18 protein-coding genes and 1 other RNA gene are annotated in these 23,335 nt (G+C 40.9%); 7 read left to right on the forward strand and 12 right to left on the reverse strand.

What is annotated here, in order from left to right:
- Nucleotides 1-292 precede the first annotated feature (292 nt).
- Nucleotides 293-389, reverse strand: an RNA gene (ffs, locus tag PALI_RS11290) — signal recognition particle sRNA small type.
- 138 nt (nt 390-527) lie between these two features.
- Nucleotides 528-1,421 (reverse strand): DUF3014 domain-containing protein, encoded by an 894-nt coding sequence (locus PALI_RS11295; protein ID WP_193155925.1) that lies wholly within the window; start codon nt 1,419-1,421, stop codon nt 528-530.
- Nucleotides 1,422-1,659: 238 nt separating this feature from the next.
- Here PALI_RS11295 and PALI_RS11300 point away from each other — a divergent pair, with 238 nt between their 5' ends.
- A complete protein-coding gene (locus PALI_RS11300; protein WP_193155926.1) occupies nt 1,660-2,805 on the forward strand; it encodes a patatin-like phospholipase family protein in 1,146 nt (381 codons plus the stop codon).
- A 275-nt stretch (nt 2,806-3,080) separates the two neighbouring features.
- Here PALI_RS11300 and PALI_RS11305 read toward each other — a convergent pair whose 3' ends face one another.
- On the reverse strand, nt 3,081-5,054 hold the full coding sequence (locus PALI_RS11305; RefSeq protein ID WP_193155927.1) for a monovalent cation:proton antiporter-2 (CPA2) family protein: 1,974 nt from the start codon (nt 5,052-5,054) through the stop codon (nt 3,081-3,083).
- 133 nt (nt 5,055-5,187) lie between these two features.
- On the opposite strand from PALI_RS11305, the gene PALI_RS11310 reads away from it, so the two are divergent.
- Nucleotides 5,188-6,084 (forward strand): GGDEF domain-containing protein, encoded by an 897-nt coding sequence (locus tag PALI_RS11310; RefSeq protein WP_077537438.1) that lies wholly within the window; start codon nt 5,188-5,190, stop codon nt 6,082-6,084.
- Between the two features lie 234 nt (nt 6,085-6,318).
- Here PALI_RS11310 and PALI_RS11315 read toward each other — a convergent pair whose 3' ends face one another.
- The 6 genes from PALI_RS11315 to lpxB form a co-directional block, all read right to left on the reverse strand.
- A complete protein-coding gene (locus tag PALI_RS11315) occupies nt 6,319-6,657 on the reverse strand; it encodes a hypothetical protein (RefSeq protein ID WP_193155928.1) in 339 nt (112 codons plus the stop codon).
- A complete protein-coding gene (gene tilS / locus PALI_RS11320) occupies nt 6,658-7,962 on the reverse strand; it encodes a tRNA lysidine(34) synthetase TilS (RefSeq protein WP_193155929.1) in 1,305 nt (434 codons plus the stop codon).
- A gap of 82 nt (nt 7,963-8,044) precedes the next feature.
- Nucleotides 8,045-9,001, reverse strand: a complete 957-nt coding sequence (gene accA / locus PALI_RS11325) for an acetyl-CoA carboxylase carboxyl transferase subunit alpha (RefSeq protein ID WP_077537435.1) — start codon at nt 8,999-9,001, stop codon at nt 8,045-8,047.
- A 16-nt stretch (nt 9,002-9,017) separates the two neighbouring features.
- Nucleotides 9,018-12,509, reverse strand: a complete 3,492-nt coding sequence (dnaE, locus tag PALI_RS11330; protein ID WP_193155930.1) for a DNA polymerase III subunit alpha — start codon at nt 12,507-12,509, stop codon at nt 9,018-9,020.
- Between the two features lie 2 nt (nt 12,510-12,511).
- The gene (rnhB, locus tag PALI_RS11335) at nt 12,512-13,114 is read right to left on the reverse strand and encodes a ribonuclease HII (RefSeq protein ID WP_193155931.1); all 603 of its coding nucleotides are present in this window, start codon (nt 13,112-13,114) and stop codon (nt 12,512-12,514) included.
- Nucleotides 13,104-14,261 carry a lipid-A-disaccharide synthase gene (gene lpxB, locus PALI_RS11340; RefSeq protein ID WP_193155932.1) on the reverse strand — a complete coding sequence of 386 codons (1,158 nt, stop codon included), beginning with the start codon at nt 14,259-14,261 and terminating at the stop codon, nt 13,104-13,106. The genes rnhB and lpxB overlap by 11 nt, the downstream gene beginning before the upstream one ends.
- Before the next feature lie 301 nt (nt 14,262-14,562).
- Between lpxB and PALI_RS11345 the strand changes: the two genes are divergently transcribed.
- From PALI_RS11345 to cydC, 5 genes are read left to right on the forward strand one after another with little or no spacing between them, the layout of a single operon-like run.
- Entirely contained in the window at nt 14,563-16,146 is a 1,584-nt protein-coding gene (locus PALI_RS11345; protein WP_193155933.1) for a cytochrome ubiquinol oxidase subunit I, read from the forward strand.
- Complete coding sequence (cydB, locus tag PALI_RS11350) at nt 16,143-17,282, forward strand: cytochrome d ubiquinol oxidase subunit II (RefSeq protein WP_319025371.1); 1,140 nt, start codon at nt 16,143-16,145, stop codon at nt 17,280-17,282. Before PALI_RS11345 ends, cydB begins: the two co-directional genes overlap by 4 nt.
- 12 nt (nt 17,283-17,294) lie before the next feature.
- Nucleotides 17,295-17,459, forward strand: a complete 165-nt coding sequence (gene cydX, locus PALI_RS11355) for a cytochrome bd-I oxidase subunit CydX (RefSeq protein ID WP_138584327.1) — start codon at nt 17,295-17,297, stop codon at nt 17,457-17,459.
- The gene (cydD, locus tag PALI_RS11360; RefSeq protein WP_193156147.1) at nt 17,449-19,242 is read left to right on the forward strand and encodes a thiol reductant ABC exporter subunit CydD; all 1,794 of its coding nucleotides are present in this window, start codon (nt 17,449-17,451) and stop codon (nt 19,240-19,242) included. The genes cydX and cydD overlap by 11 nt, the downstream gene beginning before the upstream one ends.
- A complete protein-coding gene (gene cydC / locus PALI_RS11365; RefSeq protein WP_193155934.1) occupies nt 19,235-20,980 on the forward strand; it encodes a thiol reductant ABC exporter subunit CydC in 1,746 nt (581 codons plus the stop codon). Before cydD ends, cydC begins: the two co-directional genes overlap by 8 nt.
- Before the next feature lie 75 nt (nt 20,981-21,055).
- Here the strand turns inward: cydC and lpxA are convergent, their stop codons facing one another.
- Genes lpxA through lpxD form a run of 3 tightly spaced genes read right to left on the reverse strand, consistent with a single transcriptional unit; the run spans nt 21,056 to nt 23,331 of the window.
- On the reverse strand, nt 21,056-21,826 hold the full coding sequence (lpxA, locus tag PALI_RS11370) for an acyl-ACP--UDP-N-acetylglucosamine O-acyltransferase (protein WP_193155935.1): 771 nt from the start codon (nt 21,824-21,826) through the stop codon (nt 21,056-21,058).
- Between the two features lie 2 nt (nt 21,827-21,828).
- On the reverse strand, nt 21,829-22,281 hold the full coding sequence (gene fabZ, locus PALI_RS11375; RefSeq protein WP_077537426.1) for a 3-hydroxyacyl-ACP dehydratase FabZ: 453 nt from the start codon (nt 22,279-22,281) through the stop codon (nt 21,829-21,831).
- 27 nt (nt 22,282-22,308) lie between these two features.
- Nucleotides 22,309-23,331 carry a UDP-3-O-(3-hydroxymyristoyl)glucosamine N-acyltransferase gene (gene lpxD / locus PALI_RS11380; RefSeq protein WP_193155936.1) on the reverse strand — a complete coding sequence of 341 codons (1,023 nt, stop codon included), beginning with the start codon at nt 23,329-23,331 and terminating at the stop codon, nt 22,309-22,311.
- Nucleotides 23,332-23,335: the final 4 nt, after the last annotated feature.

Genomic DNA, 23,335 nt, shown 5'->3' on the forward strand with positions numbered 1-23,335 from the left:
TAACCCCAAGGTAAGTGTGGCTCAAATGGTCAGAATAGGATCTCCGCGTAGCGGCTTAGTTCAACAACTAAATAACGAAATTTTTGCTTTGTTATCAACGAGGTTTTCTTACCTCAAAATAGCTCAATTAATTATGTTGACCCATCCTAATCACCCTTTGCAAGTGGCACTAAAATAAATCACTTATTTGATGCAATTAGTATTAAGGACGTTAATTTAAAAAGAATATATTTATGAAGAATATTAAATAAGATTTTAGCTATATCACCCAAATGAGGAATTTGGGTGGCAGTCTTACCAGCCACATCTCGGCACACACGTCACAAACTGTGGCTGCTCCCTTCCGGGCCTGACCAGGTTCGCCTGCTAGTGTTGCGAGAGGACCAATAAGACTACCATTGAGGGCCTTGGTTGGCGCGGGGGGATTATCTCTACTTTTGCTCTGTTATTCAAGGGATAATCTAAAAAGAAAGTGCGATTGCATACTTCATATACAATCGCGGTGCATTTAGCTATTTTTGTGCGTATTAATTGCTCTCTAACTGAGCTTTAATATTACGCAGTGCTGCTTTTACTTTTTTCATGTTCTCAGGACCCATGCGTAAAAGTTGTTTTTGAGCAGCAGGTAATTGCTCCCATTCTGAAAATGCATACTGATATGTTACCGAGTTACGAAGTAATGGTAAGTCGCCCTGGGGCTCTGGCGTATCGAGTAGTAAATCAATTGCGTCGGTTAGGGTTTGATTAAACTCATCATCGCCGTAACCTATTTCAGTGTATGCACTGTTAATAAGTGGTTTATATTCTTCGTACAAACGCACGGCTTGAGCTGCACTCATGCTGGTGAATACTTTTACATACGGTGTATAACGCTCATAGCTATTAGGATCAATCGTTAAAATATCCCCTTCAGTTACGCTAAAACTCTCTTCTGGTTTAATAACAGGTGCATGTTTTTTGGCGATTTTGCCTTGGGCAATGTTATCTATAAACACGACACCACGGCGAATTACATCGTCGGTTACCATTAAACTCATTACTGGGTCGCTAAAGTACTCGTCAATTTTAGTTACAACAACCGTGTCGCTTTCATTAAGTGCTGGGAGTGGCTTTACAATTGGTTTAGTTTCAGTCTCAGGTTCAGCTACAGACTGCGCAGGCACTTCAAGTTCAGCTGGTTTATCTGATTTTACAGAAAGTGTGCCCTGTTCAACGTCTTGAGCATTTTCTGGTTTAAGTTCCAGTATTAGCTGTTCTTTAACTGACGGCTCGACTTTGGTGCGCGTTACTTGCTCATCGTTTGGTTTAAGCAATATAAAAGCAGCCGCGCATGCTACGACTATTAAAATAATAACGGCGAAAAGAAGGTTGTTATTCGGTGGACGTTTTTGAACATCTGACGCTTCTGGTTTATCTGACATACGAACTCCATAAAAATAAAAATGCGGTGTCACTTAGAGTGCGCTAAGTGGATTAAATTCATTCTACCAACAATACTAATGGCATTTAATACAAAATCGTTTAGCGAATGAAAAATACACGCTAAAGCCCTTGGTATTTAATGTAATTAGTATAAAAGTAGTTATCCTTTGATTCTTCTAGCTTAAAGACTTACAGTTAATAAATAAAGTAAAGACGTAGAACAGTTTAACCACCAATATGAAAATCAAGCAAGTTGATCCAAAAAAACCCAAAATAGCCTTGTTACTAACAGGTGGCGGCGCTCGTGCAGCTTATCAAGTTGGCGTACTAAAAGCGCTTGCTCATAGCATGCCACGCACCGCGCCATTACCGTTTAGAGTTATAAATGGCACCTCAGCAGGGGCAATTAACTCTGCTGCATTAGCATGTTACGCTTCTTGTGCACATTTAGCAGTGAGGAAACTTGAATCTGTTTGGAAAAACTTTTCAACGTCTATGGTGTACAAAAGCGACTTTTTAAGTGTTTTTGGTCATATTGCTCGTAATATTTTAACGAGTTTTCAATCAGAGCATATTAACCACCCACCTGCGAGTTTGTTAAATAATCGTCCTCTTCGTGGCTTATTAAACGAGATATTAGACTTAAATCGAATTGAGCGTAACTTACATCGAAACTATTTAGATGCGTTATCGATCACAGCCTCCAGTTACACAACCGGTGACTCGGTGGCATTTTTTCAGTCAAATACGCAAGCACCTTGGCAACGCGCTAAACGAGAAGGACGTGCAACACGTATTAACGTTGAGCATTTAATGGCATCAAGTGCTATTCCAATGGTATTTCCAAGCGTAAATATTTATAACCACTATTTTGGCGATGGCTCTATTCATCAACTATCTCCGCTTAGTCCGTCTATTCATTTAGGCGCTGAAAAAATATTTATAATTGGGGTAGATGAGCCAAAGGAGCAGCATCCTCCTGGTTATTCAGCACATTACCCTGGCCTTTCTGCGGTTGCAGGGCATTTACTCGACAGTGTATTTACCGACACAATGCAGTCGGATTTAGAGCGTTTAGGCCGAGTAAACCGCACCTTAGGGCTATTACCCGCACGCGATAAACATCAAGAACTTAAACAAATTGAGGCGTTTGTAGTTAACCCTTCGCAAAACTTCAATGCTATTGCAGCGCAGTATTACAACGATATGCCGTGGGCTATTAAAGTGCTGCTTAGAATAATCGGTGTGAAAAAGCATTCGCAATCGAGTTTAACCAGTTACTTATTATTCGAAAAGCGCTACACCCAGCACTTAATGAAAATAGGCTATGAAGATGGCATGGCAAAATTGCCTGAAATACGCCAATTTTTAGAATTAGACTAGGGCGTGTTGACCTTTGTGGATTGAAATTTGTTCAATCTAGGGGCGATTTAATCGCGGCGCGAGGTTTGTAACCTAGTGGGCTAAGTAAAAACCGAGCAACAAAGAGTTAATTGCCCCTAGGTAGAATCCTTCGGGCAGCGCATGTTTGGTATTTATGCTGCGTTATCGCCTATTTATGTGGAATGACCACACATCACAGGCTCTGTCTTGCCTAAATACCAAACGTACTGCTGCAAAATCAATCACGAAAGGTCAACACGCCCCAACCTAAGCAACTATTCGATTCCGTCGAGCAGGTAGTGCTCTACCCGCTCAACACGACGTGGCTTACCTTGCAAAACTAAAATATCGTTTGCCAATAACAAAGTTTGATCTGATGGGGCATCAATTTCACGATCTTGCCTGCGCAACGCTTTTATCGACACTTTTCGTTTTGCTAAGTTAAGCTCACTAATACTTTTATTTACGGCGTATGCTTTATCGGGCAAGGCTATAACGTGTAAATATTCTAATCTGTCGCTGCTATTTTCATCGCCATCAATATGTTCACCTGTAAAAAAACGTTGTAAAAACTGATAGCGGTTACGGCGTTCTTTGCTTACGCGCCTAACAATTCGACTCATAGGCACGCCCGACATAGATAATACATGCGACACAAGCATTAAGCTTGCTTCTAACGTTTCGGGCACAACTTCGGTTACCCCCAATTCTTTTAATTTTTCGAGCTGGCTATCATCTCGTGTGCGTATAAGTATTTTAACTTCGGGCGCTATTTGTTTAATGGCATCTATTACTACTTGTGTTTGCTCAAACTCGGTAAAGGTAATAATAACGAGACGCGCACGTTCTACACCGGCACATTTTAAAATATCTTTTTGTTTAACATGCCCATATATCACGGGCTCACCTGCGGCTTTGCCTTCTTGAACAAGTATTGGATTACTCTCAATAGCAACGTACTCGATTGCCTCAGGCTTTAAAAACCGTGCAATTGTTTGCCCTACTCTCGAAAAACCACAAATAACGACATGATTACTATAAAGTGTGCTGCTTTTAGGCTCGCTTTCCCAAGCCATGATTGCTCTATCAAGTACACCTAAACGTTTTAGTATAAATGGAGTTTTATCAATCAAAAATGGTGTAAATGCCATTGAAAGTACACCCAGTGCAATTAAAAATGAGGCTTGTTCGCTAGTTAATAGTTGCTGCTGACTGCCCAAAGCAATAAGCACAAAGCCAAACTCACCCATTTGCCAAAGCATAATTGCACATGCCAATGCATCTTGCTTTCGCTCTCCCATAAGCTGAGCACTGATTGCAACAACGGCAATTTTTAAAATTAATAAGCCAAGCAACGCTCCAATAATAAACAAGCTATTGCTGAGCACATAAAGGATATCGAGCTGCATACCTACAGTTACAAAAAATAACCCCATTAAAATATCGCGAAAAGGCCTTATATCAGCCTCTAGTTGATGCCTATAATGACTCTCCCCTAGCATCATGCCAGCTAAAAAAGCGCCCAAAGCCATCGATAAGCCAAACATGTACGTTAAAAGTGCTGCAAATAAAGCAACCAATAATGTGGTAAGTACAAATAACTCATCAGTACGCACTAGCGCTATTTCATTAAATACTTTGGGAAGCACCCATTTGCCTATTGCCCATAACAATAAACACACAAATGCGCCCTTAGAAAGAGCAAAAGCGAGCGCCCAACTAATACTTTGCGAATCGCTTGTGGCAAGTAAAGGAAGAATAATAAGCAGAGGAACAACCGCGATATCCTGAAATAACAACACGCCGATGGCAAGTTGCCCTCGGCGCTGATTAAGCTCCCCTGTTTCTTTTAATAACTTAACCACTACCGCCGTAGAAGAAAGCGCCATAATAACGCCGATGGTAAAGCTGGTGAGCAAGCTAAAACTTAAGCTATACAGCGTAATAATAAACACAAAACTGGTTACTACAACTTGTAAGGAGCCTAAACCAAACACAATATTTCGCATTGCCATTAAACGTGAAATAGAAAATTCGAGCCCTAAACTAAATAACAAAAATACAATACCAAGCTCGGCCACAAAGTCGATTTCGTGCGTTTGCGCCATCCAACCAATACCATGACTACCCGCTAAAACGCCAGTTGCTAAGTACGCCAAAATAGGCGGCAAACCAATACGCTTAAAAAACCACACCAAAAGAACCGCTGCGACCAATAAGCCAAAAATTTGAACATTAATACTCTGCAAGTAAGGCCTCTCGCGCTAATTAAACAGTGGAACTTACTTTAAATATAGCAAGCATCTGTTTTTCAGCCAGTTTTAAAATATGGCATAGAAATAGCTTGTTAAGTGCAAAGCAACACCCTCGGGGGAGAATAGAATGGAAAATGTCCATATTTTGACACAACGTGTAACTGGTCGCGGTGATTTTTTGCCGTTTTCAGCCGAACCTACACGTTTAGATGAGCCTACGGCAACGCATGAGCTTGTTACTGAATTACAAACTAGTTTAATCATTGAAGATATTTTGGCTATGTATGCAAAGTTTGCAAAAAAGTTGCTGAACTTTTCAGGGCTACAGTTTCAATCAACGCTTGGTACTACACAAACATCAGATAGCAGCACTACAAGCACGCCATATTTTTATGATTTAAGCATTGGCAAAGAGCATTTAGGACAGCTAATATATTTTAGCCAGTATCCGCTTAATGCTGTAATTGAAAGAAAACTACGGGCTTTGCACGCCGCCCTTGTTTACCCACTTCGTAATGCAATGATGTATAGCCGAGTGTTAAAACTCGCGACAAAAGATGCATTAACAGGGTTAAATAATCGTAGTCAATTTAATGACATTTTATTACAAAAGCTTGAAAATTGCCGACGTTATCAACGCCCATTCAGCCTTATGTTGCTTGATTTAGATAACTTTAAACAAGTAAACGATAACTTTGGTCATAAAATTGGCGATGACACGCTCATTGAATTTTCTAAGATTTTATGCAGCAGTATTCGCGGCACCGACTCTGTATTTCGATTTGGCGGCGATGAATTTGCAATATTAATTGAAGATCCAGAGTTTACTACCAATAAAGTAATCGCTGAGCGTATTATGCGCCTAGTTAGGCACTCAAGTATGATGTTGCAATATAAAGTAACAACCAGTATTGGCTTTACATTAGCAAGCAGCAAAGATTGCGAAAATGAGATATTTGCTCGTGCCGATAAAGGTTTATACAAAGCAAAAGCGTCTGGCAGAAACTGCGCAAAAGCCTATTAGTCGCAGCATCTAAACCAATTTCCAATAAAAAGCCTAGCTTCCCCCGCTAGGCTTTTTATTGGTGCGTGTTTAGCCAAAAATGTGACTAATACCAAACTGCATAATTCTTTGATCAATTTAACGAATTAAATTGCACTATAACGTCGTTAAAATTTTTTTATATAGAACAACTAGATTCAAAAATTTTTGCCTTGTTATTGCGCTATTTTTTTGTCGCTATAATAGATTATTAATTTAATGTCTTTGGTATAATTTATAAGCAACCAACGCCGCGCAAAAACCAAAAAAGAAACCACTCACTAAATTAAGCAGTGCAGTAATTCCAGCAAGCGGTGTAAATAAAACCAGCAGCAATGGCAGGCTTACGCCTAAAACAAAAAACAACCCACCTTTGCCTAACCAATAAGCTAATAAGAGCATTGCTGAGAGAGCACCACCAGCAATTGCATAACCTAAGGTAATAACATTCAACTCAAGTAAAACATTGGCTATAACTGCAATTATAGCTGTAATTAACATACCCATTGGCGCTTTAGTTATCAACGATAAACCAACATGCGGCTGTTTACTCATTTATTTACACTCCCAAAAAATACCACTTTCATCAATATGGTTAGCACTTATAAAATAGCCAACCACTTGCACTAATTCATCATTATAAAAAATAAGCGGCACACTGGCGCGAAGCCACGGCGCTATTTTTGCATCCTTAAACCAATGTTTAACTGTATTACTACCAGGCTTTTTAAGTGGTTTTATACGCGCGCTATTGCAATTAAAGCGCACTATTACTTGCTCATTAGAGTATGGAGGTCTTAGTCCGCAACCGATGCTTTTAATTAATAAGCGCCCGTCTGCAAGTGTTAGCTCTGAATGATTAAGCTCGACATCTGTTAATACTTCACTTGGTGTTACAAAATACAAATCCCCTTGATGACGACGTATTTGACCATCTAGCAAATCAATACGTATTTGCGCGTCGTTTTTTGCATTTATTGCTTGATCTATAATTTGCTCAAGTTGCTTTTGCGATGGCATCACTTGTGTAAATAGTGCAAGCCATGTACGTACTATATTTGCAATGCGCGCTGGGCTGTATTCGCTTATTTTGCTAATGCACAGTGCTTGATGCTCGTTAACACACTTATTTAAATCAAGCTCGGTATATTCATCAAGTAGAGTTTGTTGTTGCTGTAGTAGCTCAATGCTTCGTGCAGTGCATTGCTCAAATCCATTAAAGCGCTCAGCTAACACAGGCACTATTTTTGAGCGTAAAAAATTACGATCAAAACGTTCATCTGTGTTTGAGTCATCAGTGATATGCTTAATATTAAACTGCGCTGCAAACGCTTCTATATCGCTGCGCGTTACATTTAACAATGGCCTAAAGCACACTCGCCCACTTTGCAGCAAACGCGCTTTATGCATAGCACCAAGCCCTTTTAAACCAGAACCTCGCTTTAAGCGCAGTAAAAACGTTTCTATTTGGTCGTTTAAATGTTGGCCCAGTAAAATAATGCTCCCTTTTGAGCTTTGCTCATCAAGTGCTTTGTAACGGGCGTCGCGTGCTTGGGCTTCAAGGCTGGTGCGCGACTGCGGCTTAATAACAACTTTCGCAGCTTCAAAAGGCACCTCAAGATCAATGCATACGTTTTTACAAAAGCCTTGCCAATTATCAGCATACTGACTCAAGCCATGGTTAACATATATAGCCGAGATATTAATTGCAGGGTTATCTGCTTTTAAAGCTCGCATTAAATACAGCAACACCACAGAATCAACCCCACCAGAGAGCGCCACAGTAAAATCAGTATTGCCTTGCTCAATATAGTTATTTAATGATTTTTTTAATTGCTGATAAATTGCTGATGTATGCATATGGGCGCACTTTAATATAAAAACTCTGGGTATTTTAAAGCAAAAAAGCCGCATAAGCGGCTTTTTTTAACATTAAATGTGCTTAACAATAGCCAAACGACATTAAACGTTTATAACGTTGATCAAGCATTTCCTCAAGCGTAAGTGCTTGTAAGTCTGCTAAGTCACGTTTAAGGCGAACTTTTAAATTACGTGCCATAGCATCGTAATTGCGGTGCGCACCACCTAGAGGCTCATCAACTAAGTTGTTGATTAAGTCTAATTCTTTAACGCGCTCTGCGGTTACACCCATTGCTTCTGCTGCAAGCGGTGCTTTATCAGCGCTTTTCCAAAGAATAGACGCACAACCTTCAGGCGAAATTACTGAGTAAGTGCTGTACTGCAACATATTAACTCTGTCGCCAACACCAATCGCTAATGCACCACCTGAACCGCCTTCACCAATCACCGTACATATTGTCGGCACTTTAAGTGTCGCCATTACTTTTAAGTTACGCGCGATTGCTTCAGATTGCCCACGTTCTTCAGCGCCAACACCTGGGTATGCACCTGGCGTGTCGATAAAGGTCATGATTGGCATTTTGAAACGCTCAGCCATTTCCATTAAACGTAATGCTTTACGGTAACCTTCTGGCTTTGGCATACCAAAATTGCGTTTAATTTTTTCAGCCGTATCACGGCCTTTTTGTTGGCCGATAACCATGACTGGTTCGCCATCTAAACGCGCTATACCACCTAAAATAGCAGGATCGTTAGCAAAAGTACGATCGCCAGAAAACTCATCAAATTCCGTGAAAATGCGCTCGATATAATCTCGAGTGTAAGGACGCAACGGATGACGTGCTAACTGTGATACTTGCCAAGCACCTAAATTAGAAAATATCTCCTGTTTTTGTTTGGCACTTTTTTCTTTTAATTTGCTGACTTCCTCTTCTAACTCAAGGTCTAATTCGCCAGCGCGGCTTATATTTTGTAATTCTTCAATTTTTGCTTCTAATTCTGCAATCGGAAGCTCAAAATCAAGATAATTGAGGCTCATGCTCTAAACTACCTAATTAGTTAAATTCTAGTTCTACATCTTGCGCCGCCATTAGCGATAACTTATGAATTAAGTCGTCACTTGGCGTAACACACCATTCGATACCAAGAGTTAATTGCGCCAACGCATCTGGACGTTGGTAATAAACTTTGATCGGACACGTTCCCATTTTGTATGGTTCGAGTACTTTTTGTAATTTATCGAAGAAACCAGCCTCGACTTGCACCATGTTCAGCGTCATTTTAATCGCTTTAATACGTTTTTCACGCGCTTGAGCTATGGTGTTTATTTCTCTAGCAGTCATTGTAATACCACCAGAGAAGTTATCAAAGCTGACCTGTCCAGATATTACCAAGATATTATTAACTTGCAGCATATCTTGGTACTTTTCAAACTCGTCTGAATACAAGCGTACATCAATGCGTGCACTCTTGTCATCTAAAGTTACTAAGGCCCAGCGATTTCCTTTTTTATTAATTAATACCCTAGAAGCAATCACTAAACCAGCGGCCGTTGCGAACACGTCGCGATTAGTTGGCTGTAAATCAACTATTTTTCCGCTGGTGTAATGCTTAAGTTCACGGCGGTACTGATTTATCGGATGCCCTGTTAAATAAAGGCCTAGGGTTTCTTTTTCGCCATCTAACCATTCGTTATCGGTGAGGCCTGTGGCTTTAATAAAGGCTTGTTCAACTTCATCAGGTTCGGTAGCTAATAAACCAAACAAATCACTTTGCCCTAATAACTCAGCTTTGTTGTGTTGGTCGGCCGCACGCATCGCACTTTTTAAACTAGCTAATAACGTAGCACGCCCAGGTTGGGTTTTTTCTGGCCCTAAATTATCCAGTGCGCCTGAGTAAATTAATTTTTCAGTAACACGTTTATTTAAGCGTTTTAAGTCAACGCGGGCACAAAAATCAAATAAATCCTTAAATGGGCCCCCTTTTGCACGCGCTTCTAAAATAGCTTCAACCGGTGCTTCACCCACGCCTTTTATCGCGCCAATGCCGTAAACAATTTCACCTTGCAGATTTACTGTAAATTTAAATTCGCCAGCGTTTACGTCGGGTGGCAATAAGGTGAGCTTCATGTTTTCACATTCATCCACCAAAATAACTATTTTGTCGGTGTTATCCATATCGGCCGACATTACCGCAGCCATAAACTCTGCTGGATGATGCGTTTTCATCCACAACGTTTGATACGATACCAGTGCGTACGCCGCTGAGTGAGATTTGTTAAAACCATAACCGGCGAACTTTTCCACCAAGTCGAAGATTTTTATCGCGAGCTCGCCGTCAATGCCGTTATTTCGTGCGCCATCTTCAAACGTTGAACGCTGTTTTGCCATTTCCTCGGGTTTTTTCTTACCCATCGCACGACGCAACATGTCGGCACCACCGAGCGTGTAACCTGCTAATACTTGCGCAATTTGCATTACTTGTTCTTGATACAAGATAATACCGTACGTTGGATCAAGTATTGGTTTTAAGCTTTCGTGTTGATATTGCGCATCTGGGTATGAGATTTCTTCTCGGCCCAACTTTCGGTCGATAAAGTTATCTACCATGCCTGATTGCAGCGGACCTGGGCGGAACAAGGCCACAAGCGCAATCATATCTTCAAAGCAATCGGGCTTTAGACGGCGTACTAAGTCTTTCATACCGCGCGATTCTAGCTGGAATACAGCGGTCGTTTCGGCGCGAAGTAGTAACTCGATACTTTTTTTATCATCCAGTGGAATGGTATTTATATCAACGAGATCTTTACCTTGGCGCTCCATGCGCACATTGGTCATATCGACCGCCCACTGCAATATAGTCAGTGTACGCAAGCCCAAGAAATCGAACTTAACTAAGCCTGCGGTTTCTACGTCGTTTTTATCAAACTGCGTGACCGGAAACTTACCTTCGTCATCGCAATAAAGCGCGGCAAAGTCGGTAATAGTGGTTGGCGATATCACTACGCCACCCGCATGTTTACCGGCGTTACGTGTACACCCTTCAAGGATGCGACACATGTCGATTAAATCTTTTACTTCATTGTCGCCATCGTAGGCTTCTTGCAAGCGTGGCTCTATATCAAACGCTTTAGCAAGTGTCATCCCGGGATCGCCTGGAATCATTTTTGAAATACGATCAACGAATCCATAAGGATGCCCAAGCACTCGCCCTACATCGCGTATTACCGCTTTTGCAGCCATAGTACCAAAGGTAATAATTTGCGATACGGCGTTTCGCCCATACAAAGCCGACACGTGATCAATTACTTCGTCTCGTCTATCCATACAGAAATCGACGTCGAAATCGGGCATTGATACACGTTCAGGATTCAAAAATCGCTCAAAAAGTAAATCGAACTCAAGCGGATCCAAGTCAGTAATTTTAAGTGCGTATGCAACTAACGAACCCGCACCTGAACCACGACCAGGTCCAACTGGTATATTGTTATCTTTACTCCACTGAATAAACTCCATTACGATTAAGAAGTAACCTGGGAATCCCATTTGGTTGATTACGCCAAGCTCTATATCAAGTCGCTCATCGTATTCAACGCGTTTTACTTTTCGCTCTTCTTCATCGGGGAATAAAAACTGCAGTCGCTCTTCAAGACCATCTTCTGACACTTTAACTAAAAATTCATCAATTTTAAGTGAGCCAGTTGGGTAATCAGGTAAAAAGTAAGTTCCTAATTGAACCGTTACATTACAACGTTTAGCTATTTCTACGGTGTTTTGTAGCGCTTCTGGAATATCGCTAAACAGCTCAGCCATTTGCTCTGGTGTTTTTAGGTATTGTTCTTCAGAGAATCGTTTCGGCCTGCGTTTATCATCAAGTGTGTAACCGTCAAAAATAGCAACGCGAATTTCATGCGCTTCAAAGTTTTCAGGCTTTAAAAATACCACTTCGTTGGTGGCTACAACAGGTAACTGCTCTTTAACTGAAAGCTCTACCGCCATGTGCAAGTAGTCTTCTTCTAAAGGGCGATTGGTGCGAACAAGCTCAAGGTAGTAGTTATCGCTAAAATGCTGCTTGTAAAAACTAACTACTGATTCAATAACACTTGGATTATTTTTTAATAACGCTTTACCTAAATCACCGTCTTTAGCGCCTGAGAGAATAATTAAGCCCGTTTTGTGTTTCACCAGCCATTCTCGGTCAATCACAGGGCGATGAAACACATGCCCACGCTGATACGCTTTAGATATTAATAAGGTAATGTTTTTATAGCCGTCGTTGTCTTTGGCTAATATGGTTAAGCGGCTTGGCTCGTCAGGAAATTCAGGACTACGAACCCAAAAATCAGCACCCACAATAGGTTTAATACCGGCGTTATGCGTTGCGCCATAAAAACGCACTAAGCCACAAAAGTTCATTTGATCGGTAATCGCAATAGCCGGCATTTGCAGCTCTTGCGCTTTAGCGACTATCGGCTTTGTTTTAGCGAGGCCGTCAACCATCGAAAAGTCTGAATGAACCCTTAAATGAACAAAATCAGGAGCAGCCATGCTTAGCCCTCACCATTGGCTTGCGCCAAAACGCGCTGCACAGGTTTAAAACTTTTGCGATGCTCCGCAATGGCGCCATACTGCTCAAGCGCCGCAAAATGCGCTTTAGTTGGATACCCTTTGTGCCCTGCAAAGCCATATTCAGGGTGGCGTTTATCAAGTTCAATCATTTCGTCATCGCGCGCTACTTTAGCTAAAATAGATGCGGCTGAAATTTCTGCTACTAAGCTATCGCCTTTAACAACGGCTTGCGCTGGCATAGTGAGTTTTGGTAAGCGGTTTCCATCTATAAATACAAATTCAGGTTGTGTGCTTAACGCCTCTACTGCGCGGGTCATGGCAAGCATCGTTGCGTGCAGAATATTTAATTCATCAATCTCTGTCGGATTGCAGCGACCATAGGCGTAACACAATGCTTTTTCTTTAATTTCAATAGCAAGTGCTTGGCGTTTTTTATCTGTTAATTTTTTAGAATCCGCTAAGCCAGCAATAGGTTTAGTGGGATCTAAAATAACGGCGGCAGTGACCACATCGCCAACAAGTGGGCCGCGCCCTACTTCGTCAACACCGGCAATTAAGGCTACGTTGGGTCTATCAATTTGCATTTATTAACTCCGCCACAGCGTTGGCTGCTTGTTCGCTGGCATTTAATCTAATTTTTTCGTGAATAGCTAAAAAGCGTGCTTTTAGCGCTCTGTTATTAGTGTTAAGCATAGGAGTAAGCGCGTTTGTTAAGTTAGTCACGTTACACTCACTTTGTAAAAACTCAGGCACTAGCTCTTCGTCGGCTAATAAATTAGGCAGCGAAAAGTACTTAATATTAAAGGTAAATAAGGTTTTAAAAATCCAATAACTCAACGGCTTTATTTTATAGCCCACTACCATAGGTTTTTTATATAGCATACCTTCTAGTGTTGCAGTACCCGACGCTAATAAAATAGCATCGGCAGCTTGCATCGCTAACTTTGATTGCCCATCAAGCAGGTTAACATTTAGGCTTGGTGCTGTGGCATTTAAAATAGCGATAAATTGCGCTTTGCGTTTTTCGTTTACTAGTGGCACCACAATTTTAAGATTGGGGTTTTGCGCTTGCAGTTCTGCAGCCGTTTTAATGTAAGTTTCACTTAGTAAACCAACTTCAGAGCCTCGACTACCAGGCAGCAATGCCAGTACTTTGTCATCAAGGCTTAAACCTAATTCTTCACGAGCTTTGCTGTCGTCGTGCTCAAGTGCTATATCGTCAGCCAAAGTATGGCCCACAAATGTACACGGTACTTGATGTTTATCGTAAAATTCTTTTTCAAATGGTAATAGTGCAAGGACTAAGTTAGTCGCTGCACTTATGGTATGAATACGCTTTTCGCGCCATGCCCATACCGATGGACTGACGTATTGCACCGTTTTAATGCCCGCATCTTTAAGCGGCTTTTCTACTCGTAAATTAAAATCGGGAGCATCGATGCCAATATATACATCAGGTGGGTTATCAACAAAGTGCTGCACGAGTTGTTTACGAATTTTAAGTAAACGCGGCAAACGCCCTAACACTTCAACAAGCCCCATTACCGAAAGCTCTTCCATATCGAACAAGGTTTTACAGCCCTGCGCTTGCATTTTAGGCCCCGCTATTCCTTCAAAAATAGCATTAGGGAAGTGTTGCTTAAGCGCTTTTATTAAGCCTTCGCCTAAAATATCGCCCGACAGTTCCCCTGCCACAATACCAATACGTAGTTGTTTTTTATCTTTATTCATTTGATTTTATTTCACAAGTAAACCAAGCGTTCATGCTTGTTAGTTTACCGTGTTTTAGTGTTTGATTAAACGCTTTAAATAACTGGTTTTTTATAAGCAAATTTAATTTATTGAATTATTTATTTTTAATACTCATGTAGCATATGAAATATATATTAAGTTTTGCTAATATACGTGTTGACAAAAATTGCACAAACGTAAATAATATTACAAACTTTCAGTAACTACTGAAAACTCAACAAACCTAACTTTGCCAATTATTATATTGCCCTGTTAATCCGTCACTTTTAAGGAGCTAATAATGATAGATGAAACCTTTGTGGATCTATCGCGATTACAGTTTGCTGTTACCGCTCTCTTTCATTTTTTATTTGTACCTCTCACTATAGGTATGACCTGGATTTTAGTTATCATGGAATCGGTTTATGTTATGACCGGTCGCGAGATTTACCGTGATATGACTAAGTTTTGGGGAAAATTGTTTGGTATTAACTTTGCAATAGGTGTGGCCACAGGCCTTACCATGGAATTTGAGTTTGGTACTAACTGGTCTTATTACTCCCATTACGTAGGTGATGTTTTTGGTGCCCCGCTGGCTATTGAAGGCTTAATGGCATTCTTTTTAGAATCAACCTTTGTGGGGATGTTCTTTTTAGGCTGGGACAGGCTTTCTAAGCGCCAACATTTAGGGGCAACCTTTTTAATGGCGTTGGGAACAAATATGTCGGCACTATGGATTTTAATCGCTAACGGTTGGATGCAAAATCCTGTGGGCGCTGAGTTTAACTATCAAACTATGCGTATGGAAATGACCAGTTTTGCAGAGCTTGTGTTTAATCCTGTAGCGCAAGTTAAGTTTATTCATACCGTATCGGCAGGTTACGTAGCTGCCTCGATGTTTGTACTGGGCATAAGTAGTTGGTACATATTAAAAGGTCGTGATTTAGCGTTTGCTAAACGTTCTTTCTCGGTTGCATCTGGCTTTGGTTTAGCGTCTATTTTATGTGTAATTTTACTCGGTGATGAATCAGGCTACGAAGTCGGCGAAGTTCAAAAAGTTAAACTTGCCACAATTGAAGCAGAATGGCACACAGAAGAAGCCCCCGCTGCATTTACTGCGTTTGGTTTTCCTGACTCAGAAGAGCAAGTTACCCATGCCGCAGTTAAAATACCTTATGCGCTTGGTTTAATTGCTACGCGCTCACTCGATGAGCAAGTAACGGGAATTAACGACTTAGAAAAACAACACGAAGTGCGTATTCGCAACGGCATGATTGCTTATGAATACCTTACAAAACTCAGAAACGGCGAAGATACACCAGAAAACATAGCCAAATTTGATACCCTAAAAGACGACTTGGGCTATGGTTTGTTGCTTAAGCGCTACACACCTGATGTTGTAGACGCCACAGAAAAGCACATTCAAAAAGCCGTTAAAGACTCATTCCCTAAAGTAGGCCCTATGTTCTGGTCATTTAGGATTATGGTTGCCTGTGGCGTAGCCATGCTCGCGGTATTTATTTTAGCATTTTACTACAACGCACATCGCGTTATTGAGCAAAAGCGCTGGTTGTTATGGGCTGCAGTATTGAGTATTCCACTACCTTGGATAGCGATTGAATTTGGCTGGATAGTTGCTGAGTATGGCCGTCAACCTTGGGCTATATCTGAAATACTGCCGACCTTTTTAGCGACATCGTCACTGACAGTAAACGATATTTTAATTAGCTTAACTGGGTTTATTGTTTTCTACACTGGTTTAGCCATTGTGGAAGGCTGGCTGATGATCCGGTTTGTTAAGCAAGGACCAAGCTCGCTACATACTGGTAAGTATCATTTTGAATTACCAAACAAAGCTGAGAAAACTGAAGGAGAGCAATCATGATTTTTGATTATGAAACGTTAAAAATGCTTTGGTGGTTGATCATTGGTGTGCTGCTTATTGGTTTTGCTATTACCGATGGTATGGATATGGGCGTTGCTATGTTGCTTCGCCTCGTTGGTAAAACAGATTCAGAGCGCCGCACAGTAATAAACACTATTGGCCCGCATTGGGATGGTAATCAAGTATGGTTTATAACTGCAGGCGGCGCGTTATTTGCAGCGTGGCCTATGGTTTATGCTGCCGCATTTTCGGGCTTTTACTTTGCCATGATGCTGGTACTTTTTGCCTTATTTTTTAGACCACTTGGATTTGATTACCGCAGTAAAGTAGACTCAAAACGCTGGCGCAACAACTGGGATTGGGGCTTGCTTGCAGGCAGCGCGATTCCAGCTTTAGTATTTGGTATTGCGTTTGGTAATTTATTTTTAGGCGTACCATTTAATATTGATAACCTAATGCGTGTTAGCTACCAAGGCTCATTTTTTGGCTTACTTAACCCATTTGGATTACTGGCAGGTTTAGTAAGTATTACCATGTTAGTTGCGCATGCGGGAATGTGGTTACAACTTCGTACAGCAAGTGCAGTCGCAGAGCGTTCGGGTCAGTATGGTCGTTATTCGCTGATTGTATTTATTGTATTATTTGCTGCAGCTGGTTTTTGGGTTGCTAATTTAACCGGTTACCAAATTGTATCTATGGCTGATACACAGAGTCATGCAGATCCTTTAGCTAAAGTAGTCACAACAGCGCAAGGTGCTTGGTTAAGTAATTATAGCATTCGTCCGTGGACAATGACCTTCCCTATTTTAGCGTTTGCAATGGCATTAAGTGCACTTGTGTTTTCTAAATTGAACAAACCTGCACTTGGGCTTATTTCAACAAGCTTAATGTTAATTGGCGTAATTATGACGGCGGGTGTATCACTGTTCCCCTTTATTATGCCATCAAGCAATAATCCAAATATTAGCTTAACAATTTGGGATGCGGTATCGAGTCATAAAACGCTCAATGTAATGTTTGTTGCGGTGTGTATTTTTGTGCCACTTATTTTAACCTATACCACTTGGTGTTACGTAAAAATGTGGCGCAGAGTAACGGTTGAAGAAATTGAAAACAACACTCACGGTAGCTATTAAGGAGACTAAACTATGTGGTATTTCGCTTGGATTTTAGGTGTACTTTTGGCCTGTACCTTAGGTGTTATAAATGTAATGTGGTACGAGTTTCAGCAAAACAAAAACAGCATTGCTGATGATGAACAAGACATGCATGATTTATTAAATGATGTTAACAACACAAAAGATGACGACTAATCCCCAACCAGATCGCGCGCAGCAGCAATCACTGCGCGCTTTTTTAAAGCGTCGAAGTAAACCCGCTGCAGTGTGGTTAAAGTTAAGCATTGCATTGGGTACTTTTAACGCATTACTAATGATTGCAGGTGCTTATTTACTTGCGCAAACTATTCACAACGTTATGTTTGAAGGTAATAGCTTAGCCCAAGTTACTCATTTATTATGGCCCTTAGCAGGTATTATTTTACTACGCGCAGTGTTTTTGGCGCTAAGTGAACGTTTGAGTGCATTTGCTGCACTTAAAATAAAGTCGGCTATGCGCCAAACACTTCTAAATAAGCTCAGTTTACTTGGGCCAAGCTATATAGAACAACACGGCCAAGGTGCTACATTAAATACCCTACATAATGGCGTAGAAGCACTCCACGACTATTATGCTAAATACTTACCCGGTGTTGCTTACAGCGCACTTATTCCGCTGGCAATATTGGTTGTTATTTTTCCGACAGATTATAAAGCTGGGCTGATCTTTTTATTAACCGCCCCGCTCATTCCTTTTTTCATGATTTTGGTAGGCTCTAAAGCCGAAGCTTTAAACCAAAAACGCTGGAAGCAACTTGCTGTGCTGGGCAATTACTTTTTTGACCGCGTTCAAGGTTTAACACAACTAAAACTATTTAATGCAACACGTATCGAACTTAAACAAATCGCTAAAATTTCAGATGATTTTAGACACGCGACACTCGATGTTTTAAAAATCGCGTTTTTATCATCGTTTGCACTTGAGTTTTTAGCCTCCATTAGCGTGGCACTGGTTGCTGTAATTATTGGTTTTAGATTGTTTTTTGGCACTCTTGATTTTGCTACTGGCTTTGTGGTGCTACTTTTAGCGCCTGAATTTTATTTGCCATTGCGCCAACTGGGGAGTCATTATCATGCACGCTTACAAGGTATTAGTGCGGCGGCCGACATGGTTGCGATTTTAAATGCCCCACTACCAAGTGACGAAAATACATCAGTAACTATAACCAAGCCTGAAAACAACTTAACTTTAGATACAATTAACTCAATAAATATTACCAACCTTAATTTTATATACCCCGACAGTAACGAAGGGATTAAAAATATAAATTTAACACTGCCAAATAAAGGCTTAATTGCAGTTGTGGGCAGTAGTGGCTCAGGTAAAAGTACGTTGTTTGATTGTTTGTTAGGGTTTCACCCTGAGGTGATTAACCACCTATCTATTAATGAGCAGAGTTTAAGTACAACCGATATTACTTACCTACAAAATAATATTGCATGGATACCACAAAAAGCGACGCTATTTTACGACACCATTGCTGCCAATATTAAATTGGCAAAACCAAATGCCACACAACAAGAGCTTGAGCATGCAACAAAGCAAGCGGGTGCGCTTGAATTTATAAATACCCTACCCGATGGTTTTAACACACTGATAGGTGAGCAAGGCGAAGGGCTTTCTGGCGGTCAAAAACAACGTATCGCACTGGCTCGCGCATTTATAAAACAAGCACCAGTCTTAGTGCTTGATGAGCCTACAGCGCACCTTGATAGCCAAACAGAGCAACTTATTCAAAATGCTATTAGTGAATACGCTAAAAATAATTTAGTGTTAGTTATTGCTCATCGGTTAAATACCGTAAAACATGCCAGTAATATCATTGTTATGCACGATGGAAAGATAGCTGAGCAAGATCACTTTGAAACACTTGCAGCGCAAAATGGAGCATTTGCTGATTTATTAAAAATCGCTAAACAAGGGGTGGCACATGACTAATTTTATTCGCTTATTAAAGCTTTGTGCTCCTCATTACAAAGCTATGCTACTGGGTACATTTTTAGCGACGATTACGGTATTAGCTAACGTCGGTTTATTGGCTATTTCTGGCTGGTTTTTAGCATCAATGGCCGCTGCTGGTATTGCGGGCGTACAAATGAATTACTTTACCCCAGCGGGCACCATTCGGTTTTTAGCCATTGTACGAACTGCATCGCGCTATGGCGAACGTTTGGTTACTCATAACGCCACGTTTTTATTACTCAGTGAAATACGTACCAATGTATTTGCAACGTTAAGTAAGCTTAACAATGTTGATTTAGCAATGAGCCGCAGCGCCGATTTAGTTAACCGATTACAAAACGATGTAGACGCGCTCGACAAGTTTTATTTAAACGTTTTACTTCCGATGCTGGTCGCGCTTTTAAGTGTGCCAATCATCATGCTGTTTATGTCGGCCTATAATGGCAACGTCGCCCTTATTTGCTTTACTGGTATTGTGCTTATTGGTGTGGTTATACCTGCCCTGCTCAGCGCAAAGCTCACTAAAAACAGCCATAAAGAAACACAACTGAGTGCACAGCTTCGATCTGAGCTTTCAGATACACTCACAGGGCTTAGAGAACTAAGTATTTATCAAGCCCGTTCGCAGCAGCTTAATAAGTGCGACGAATTAAGCGAGCAGTACAATCAGCAATTATTTATTCGTCACAAAGCACTAGCAAACTCAGATGGGTTGAGCTTGTTGGTTGTTCAATTAGCCATGCTTGCTAGCATAGTAACCATAGTGCCATTGGTTTACGCCAATATTATGGTAAATGTAGAACTTGCTATGTTGAGTTTATTTGTACTGGCAAGCTTTGAAAGCGTATTACTGCTACCCAATGCGTTTATTGAGCTTCCAAGTGTATTAAAAGCAGCAGAGCGATTATTTACGCTTGAAGATAAAGCCGCTAGTTCGCAAATTGAAAGTACAATTATAGAGGCAGATGAAAGCTTTAGTGCGCAAAATAACACATTGGCACTTAACAATATCAGCTACCAATATGGTGAACAAACGGCACTAACTGATGTTAGTTTTGAGCTGATGCCTCAGCAAAAAGTAGCGATTGTCGGTAGAAGCGGCAGCGGTAAAACGACGCTTGTAAATTTACTTACTGGTTTATGGCCTTTGCAACAAGGTAGCATCACTCTAAATAATCAAAATAGTGTTGTTAATTTACATTCATTAAATAGCGATATACGCGCAAGTGTTATAAATATACTCGCTCAGCAGCATCATATTTTTGATGGCACATTAAGTGAAAACTTACGTTATGCTGCGCCAAATGCAACTAAAGAGCAAATGATTGAAGCGCTCTCGTTAGCCCAATTGAGCCCATGGTTTAATGAGCTAAAAGAAGGCTTAAAAACACGATTAGGCACTGGCGGGCGTAACGTATCGCAAGGTCAATCTAGGCGTATAGCCATTGCGCAAGCATTACTTAAAAGCCCCGCTATTTTAGTTCTTGATGAACCAACAGAGGGGCTTGATAATCAATCTAAGCAAGGGGTAATGCAAGCAATAATGCATGCTATGAATAACGCGAGCGTGCTGACAATTACGCACGATCCCGCTCTTCTTGCTCAAATGGATAATGTCGTATGGTTAGAAGATGGTAAAGTGGTTGCGCAAGGCTCTCATAAGGAGCTCAGTGGCACTTATCCCGACTATGTTGCGCTAACTACTCGGTTTTAAACGCTGGACAATAAAAAACCACCTTCGATTTATCATCTAGGGTGGTTTTTTTAATGCTTAAAGCAAACGCGCTAATTATCTTACAATGCCGCGCTCTGAGTTTTTTACAAAATCGATCATCAACTGCACTGCTGGATACTTTGCAGCATCTTCCGTGAGAGACTCAATCGCTTCGTCTGCACCTAAGCTCTTACGATAAAACGCTTTATAAGCACGGCGTACCGCCATAATTTCATCACTTTCGAAACCACGACGTTTCATGCCTTCTTTATTGATAGCTGCAGGGCCTGCTGGCATACCAATGGTAGTAACAAATGGTGGTACATCTTTATTAACACCTGAATACATACCAATAAAAGCATGTGCACCAATTTTACAAAATTGATGAACACCCGAATTACCACCAAGGATAACCCAATCACCTACATGTACGTGGCCGGCAACGCTTGCGTTGTTAGCAAAAATTACGTTATCGCCAATTACCGCGTCATGTGCAACGTGTGTATAAGCCATAAATAAGTTATTACTACCAATTTTAGTAACGCCTTGGTCTTGAATTGTTCCACGGTGAATTGTGGCACATTCACGAATAACGTTGTTATCACCCATGATCAATGTGGTTGGCTCGTTGTTGTATTTTTTGTCTTGGCAGGCTTCGCCTACAGACGCAAATTGAAAAATATGATTGCCAGAGCCAATCGTCGATGGCCCTTTCACAACAACGTGAGACTCAATAATACAGTTATCACCGATAACAACATCATTGCCAATATAACTATATGGGCCAACTGAGACATTGTTGCCTAGTTTCGCGCCAGGTTCGATTATTGCTGTAGAATGGATCACAATTAAAACTCTCTTCTAGCACACATAATTTCGGCACTACATACTAATTTGCCATCGACTTTTGCTTGAGCTGCGAATTTCCAAATATTACGGCGCTCTTTTAAAAATTCAACATGAAGATGCATAGTGTCGCCTGGGATCACCGGCTGCTTAAAACGGGCATTGTCTACAGCAGCAAATAAGTAAAGCTCATTTTCGCTACGGTTTTCAACTGTTTTAAAACCAAGTAACCCTGTTGCTTGTGCCATTGCTTCTAAAATTAACACACCTGGAAAAATAGGCTGATTTGGAAAGTGCCCAGTGAAAATAGGTTCGTTTATAGAAACATTTTTAATAGCATGCAAAGATTTACCTGGTGTAAAATCAATAACACGGTCAATTAGTAGCATCGGATAACGGTGCGGTAATAAAGCTAAAATTTCTTGAATATCAAGGCTATTTAATTCGTTTGCCAAAATAGCATCCTTATTAGTGTTCAACGTTTATGACTTAGTCAGTGCTTCTAGCGCTTTAAGACGAGATTTCATGTCTGAAAGATTTCGCAAATGAGCAATAGACTTTCGCCATTCTTTGTTAGTTGTATGGGGCATACCAGATGAGTAAATACCTGGTTCGGTGATTGATTTTGTCACCATACTCATGCCGGTAATTATAACACCATCACATACAGACATGTGACCATTAATTGCAACCATGCCACCAATCTGGCAATTCTTACCAATGGTTACACTTCCTGCAAGTACGGTGCAGCCAGCGATTGCTGTGCCTGAATTAACTTCAACGTTGTGTGCTATTTGACATTGGTTATCGATAATAACATTGCTATGAATTATGGTGTCATCGAGTGCCCCCCGGTCAATTGTGGTGCTTGCACCAACTTCAACCTTGTTGCCTATAATAACCGATCCAAGCTGAGGTATTTTGATCCACTGCCCTCGCTCGTTTGCATAACCAAATCCATCACTACCCACAACACTATTTGCTTGAAACAAACAATCCGAACCAATTTCAACGTCATGATAAATAGTCACACTAGGCCAAAGCTTAGTACCTGAACCTATTTTAACACGTTCGCCAATAAAACTGTTCGGACCAATCTGTGCGTTATCGCCAATAACGGCACCAGCTTCAACCACGGCATTAGCACCAATAGCAGCACTTGGACTTATTACAGCCGTTGGATGAATAACAGCACTAACATGAATACCCGTAGATGCTGAGCGTGGCGTTGTATCAATTAGTTGCGCTAGTTTTGCATAGCTAACATAAGGATTCGCAACAATGATTTTATTACCATTAAAATATGGCGCATCGGCTTCACTTACAATCACAGCACTGGCTTGAGTAGTTTGCAGTTGTGGGCGGTATTTTGAGTTCGCTAAAAATGCAATATGCCCAGTACGGGCATTTGCAAGTGTCGCTATTTTTTTTATTTCTAAAGCGCCATCACCCTGAAGTTCGGCGCTTAGAAGTTTCGCGATTTGCGAAAGCGTATAATTTTGCATAGAG

This window comes from Pseudoalteromonas aliena SW19 (assembly GCF_014905615.1).
Lineage (GTDB): Bacteria > Pseudomonadota > Gammaproteobacteria > Enterobacterales > Alteromonadaceae > Pseudoalteromonas > Pseudoalteromonas aliena.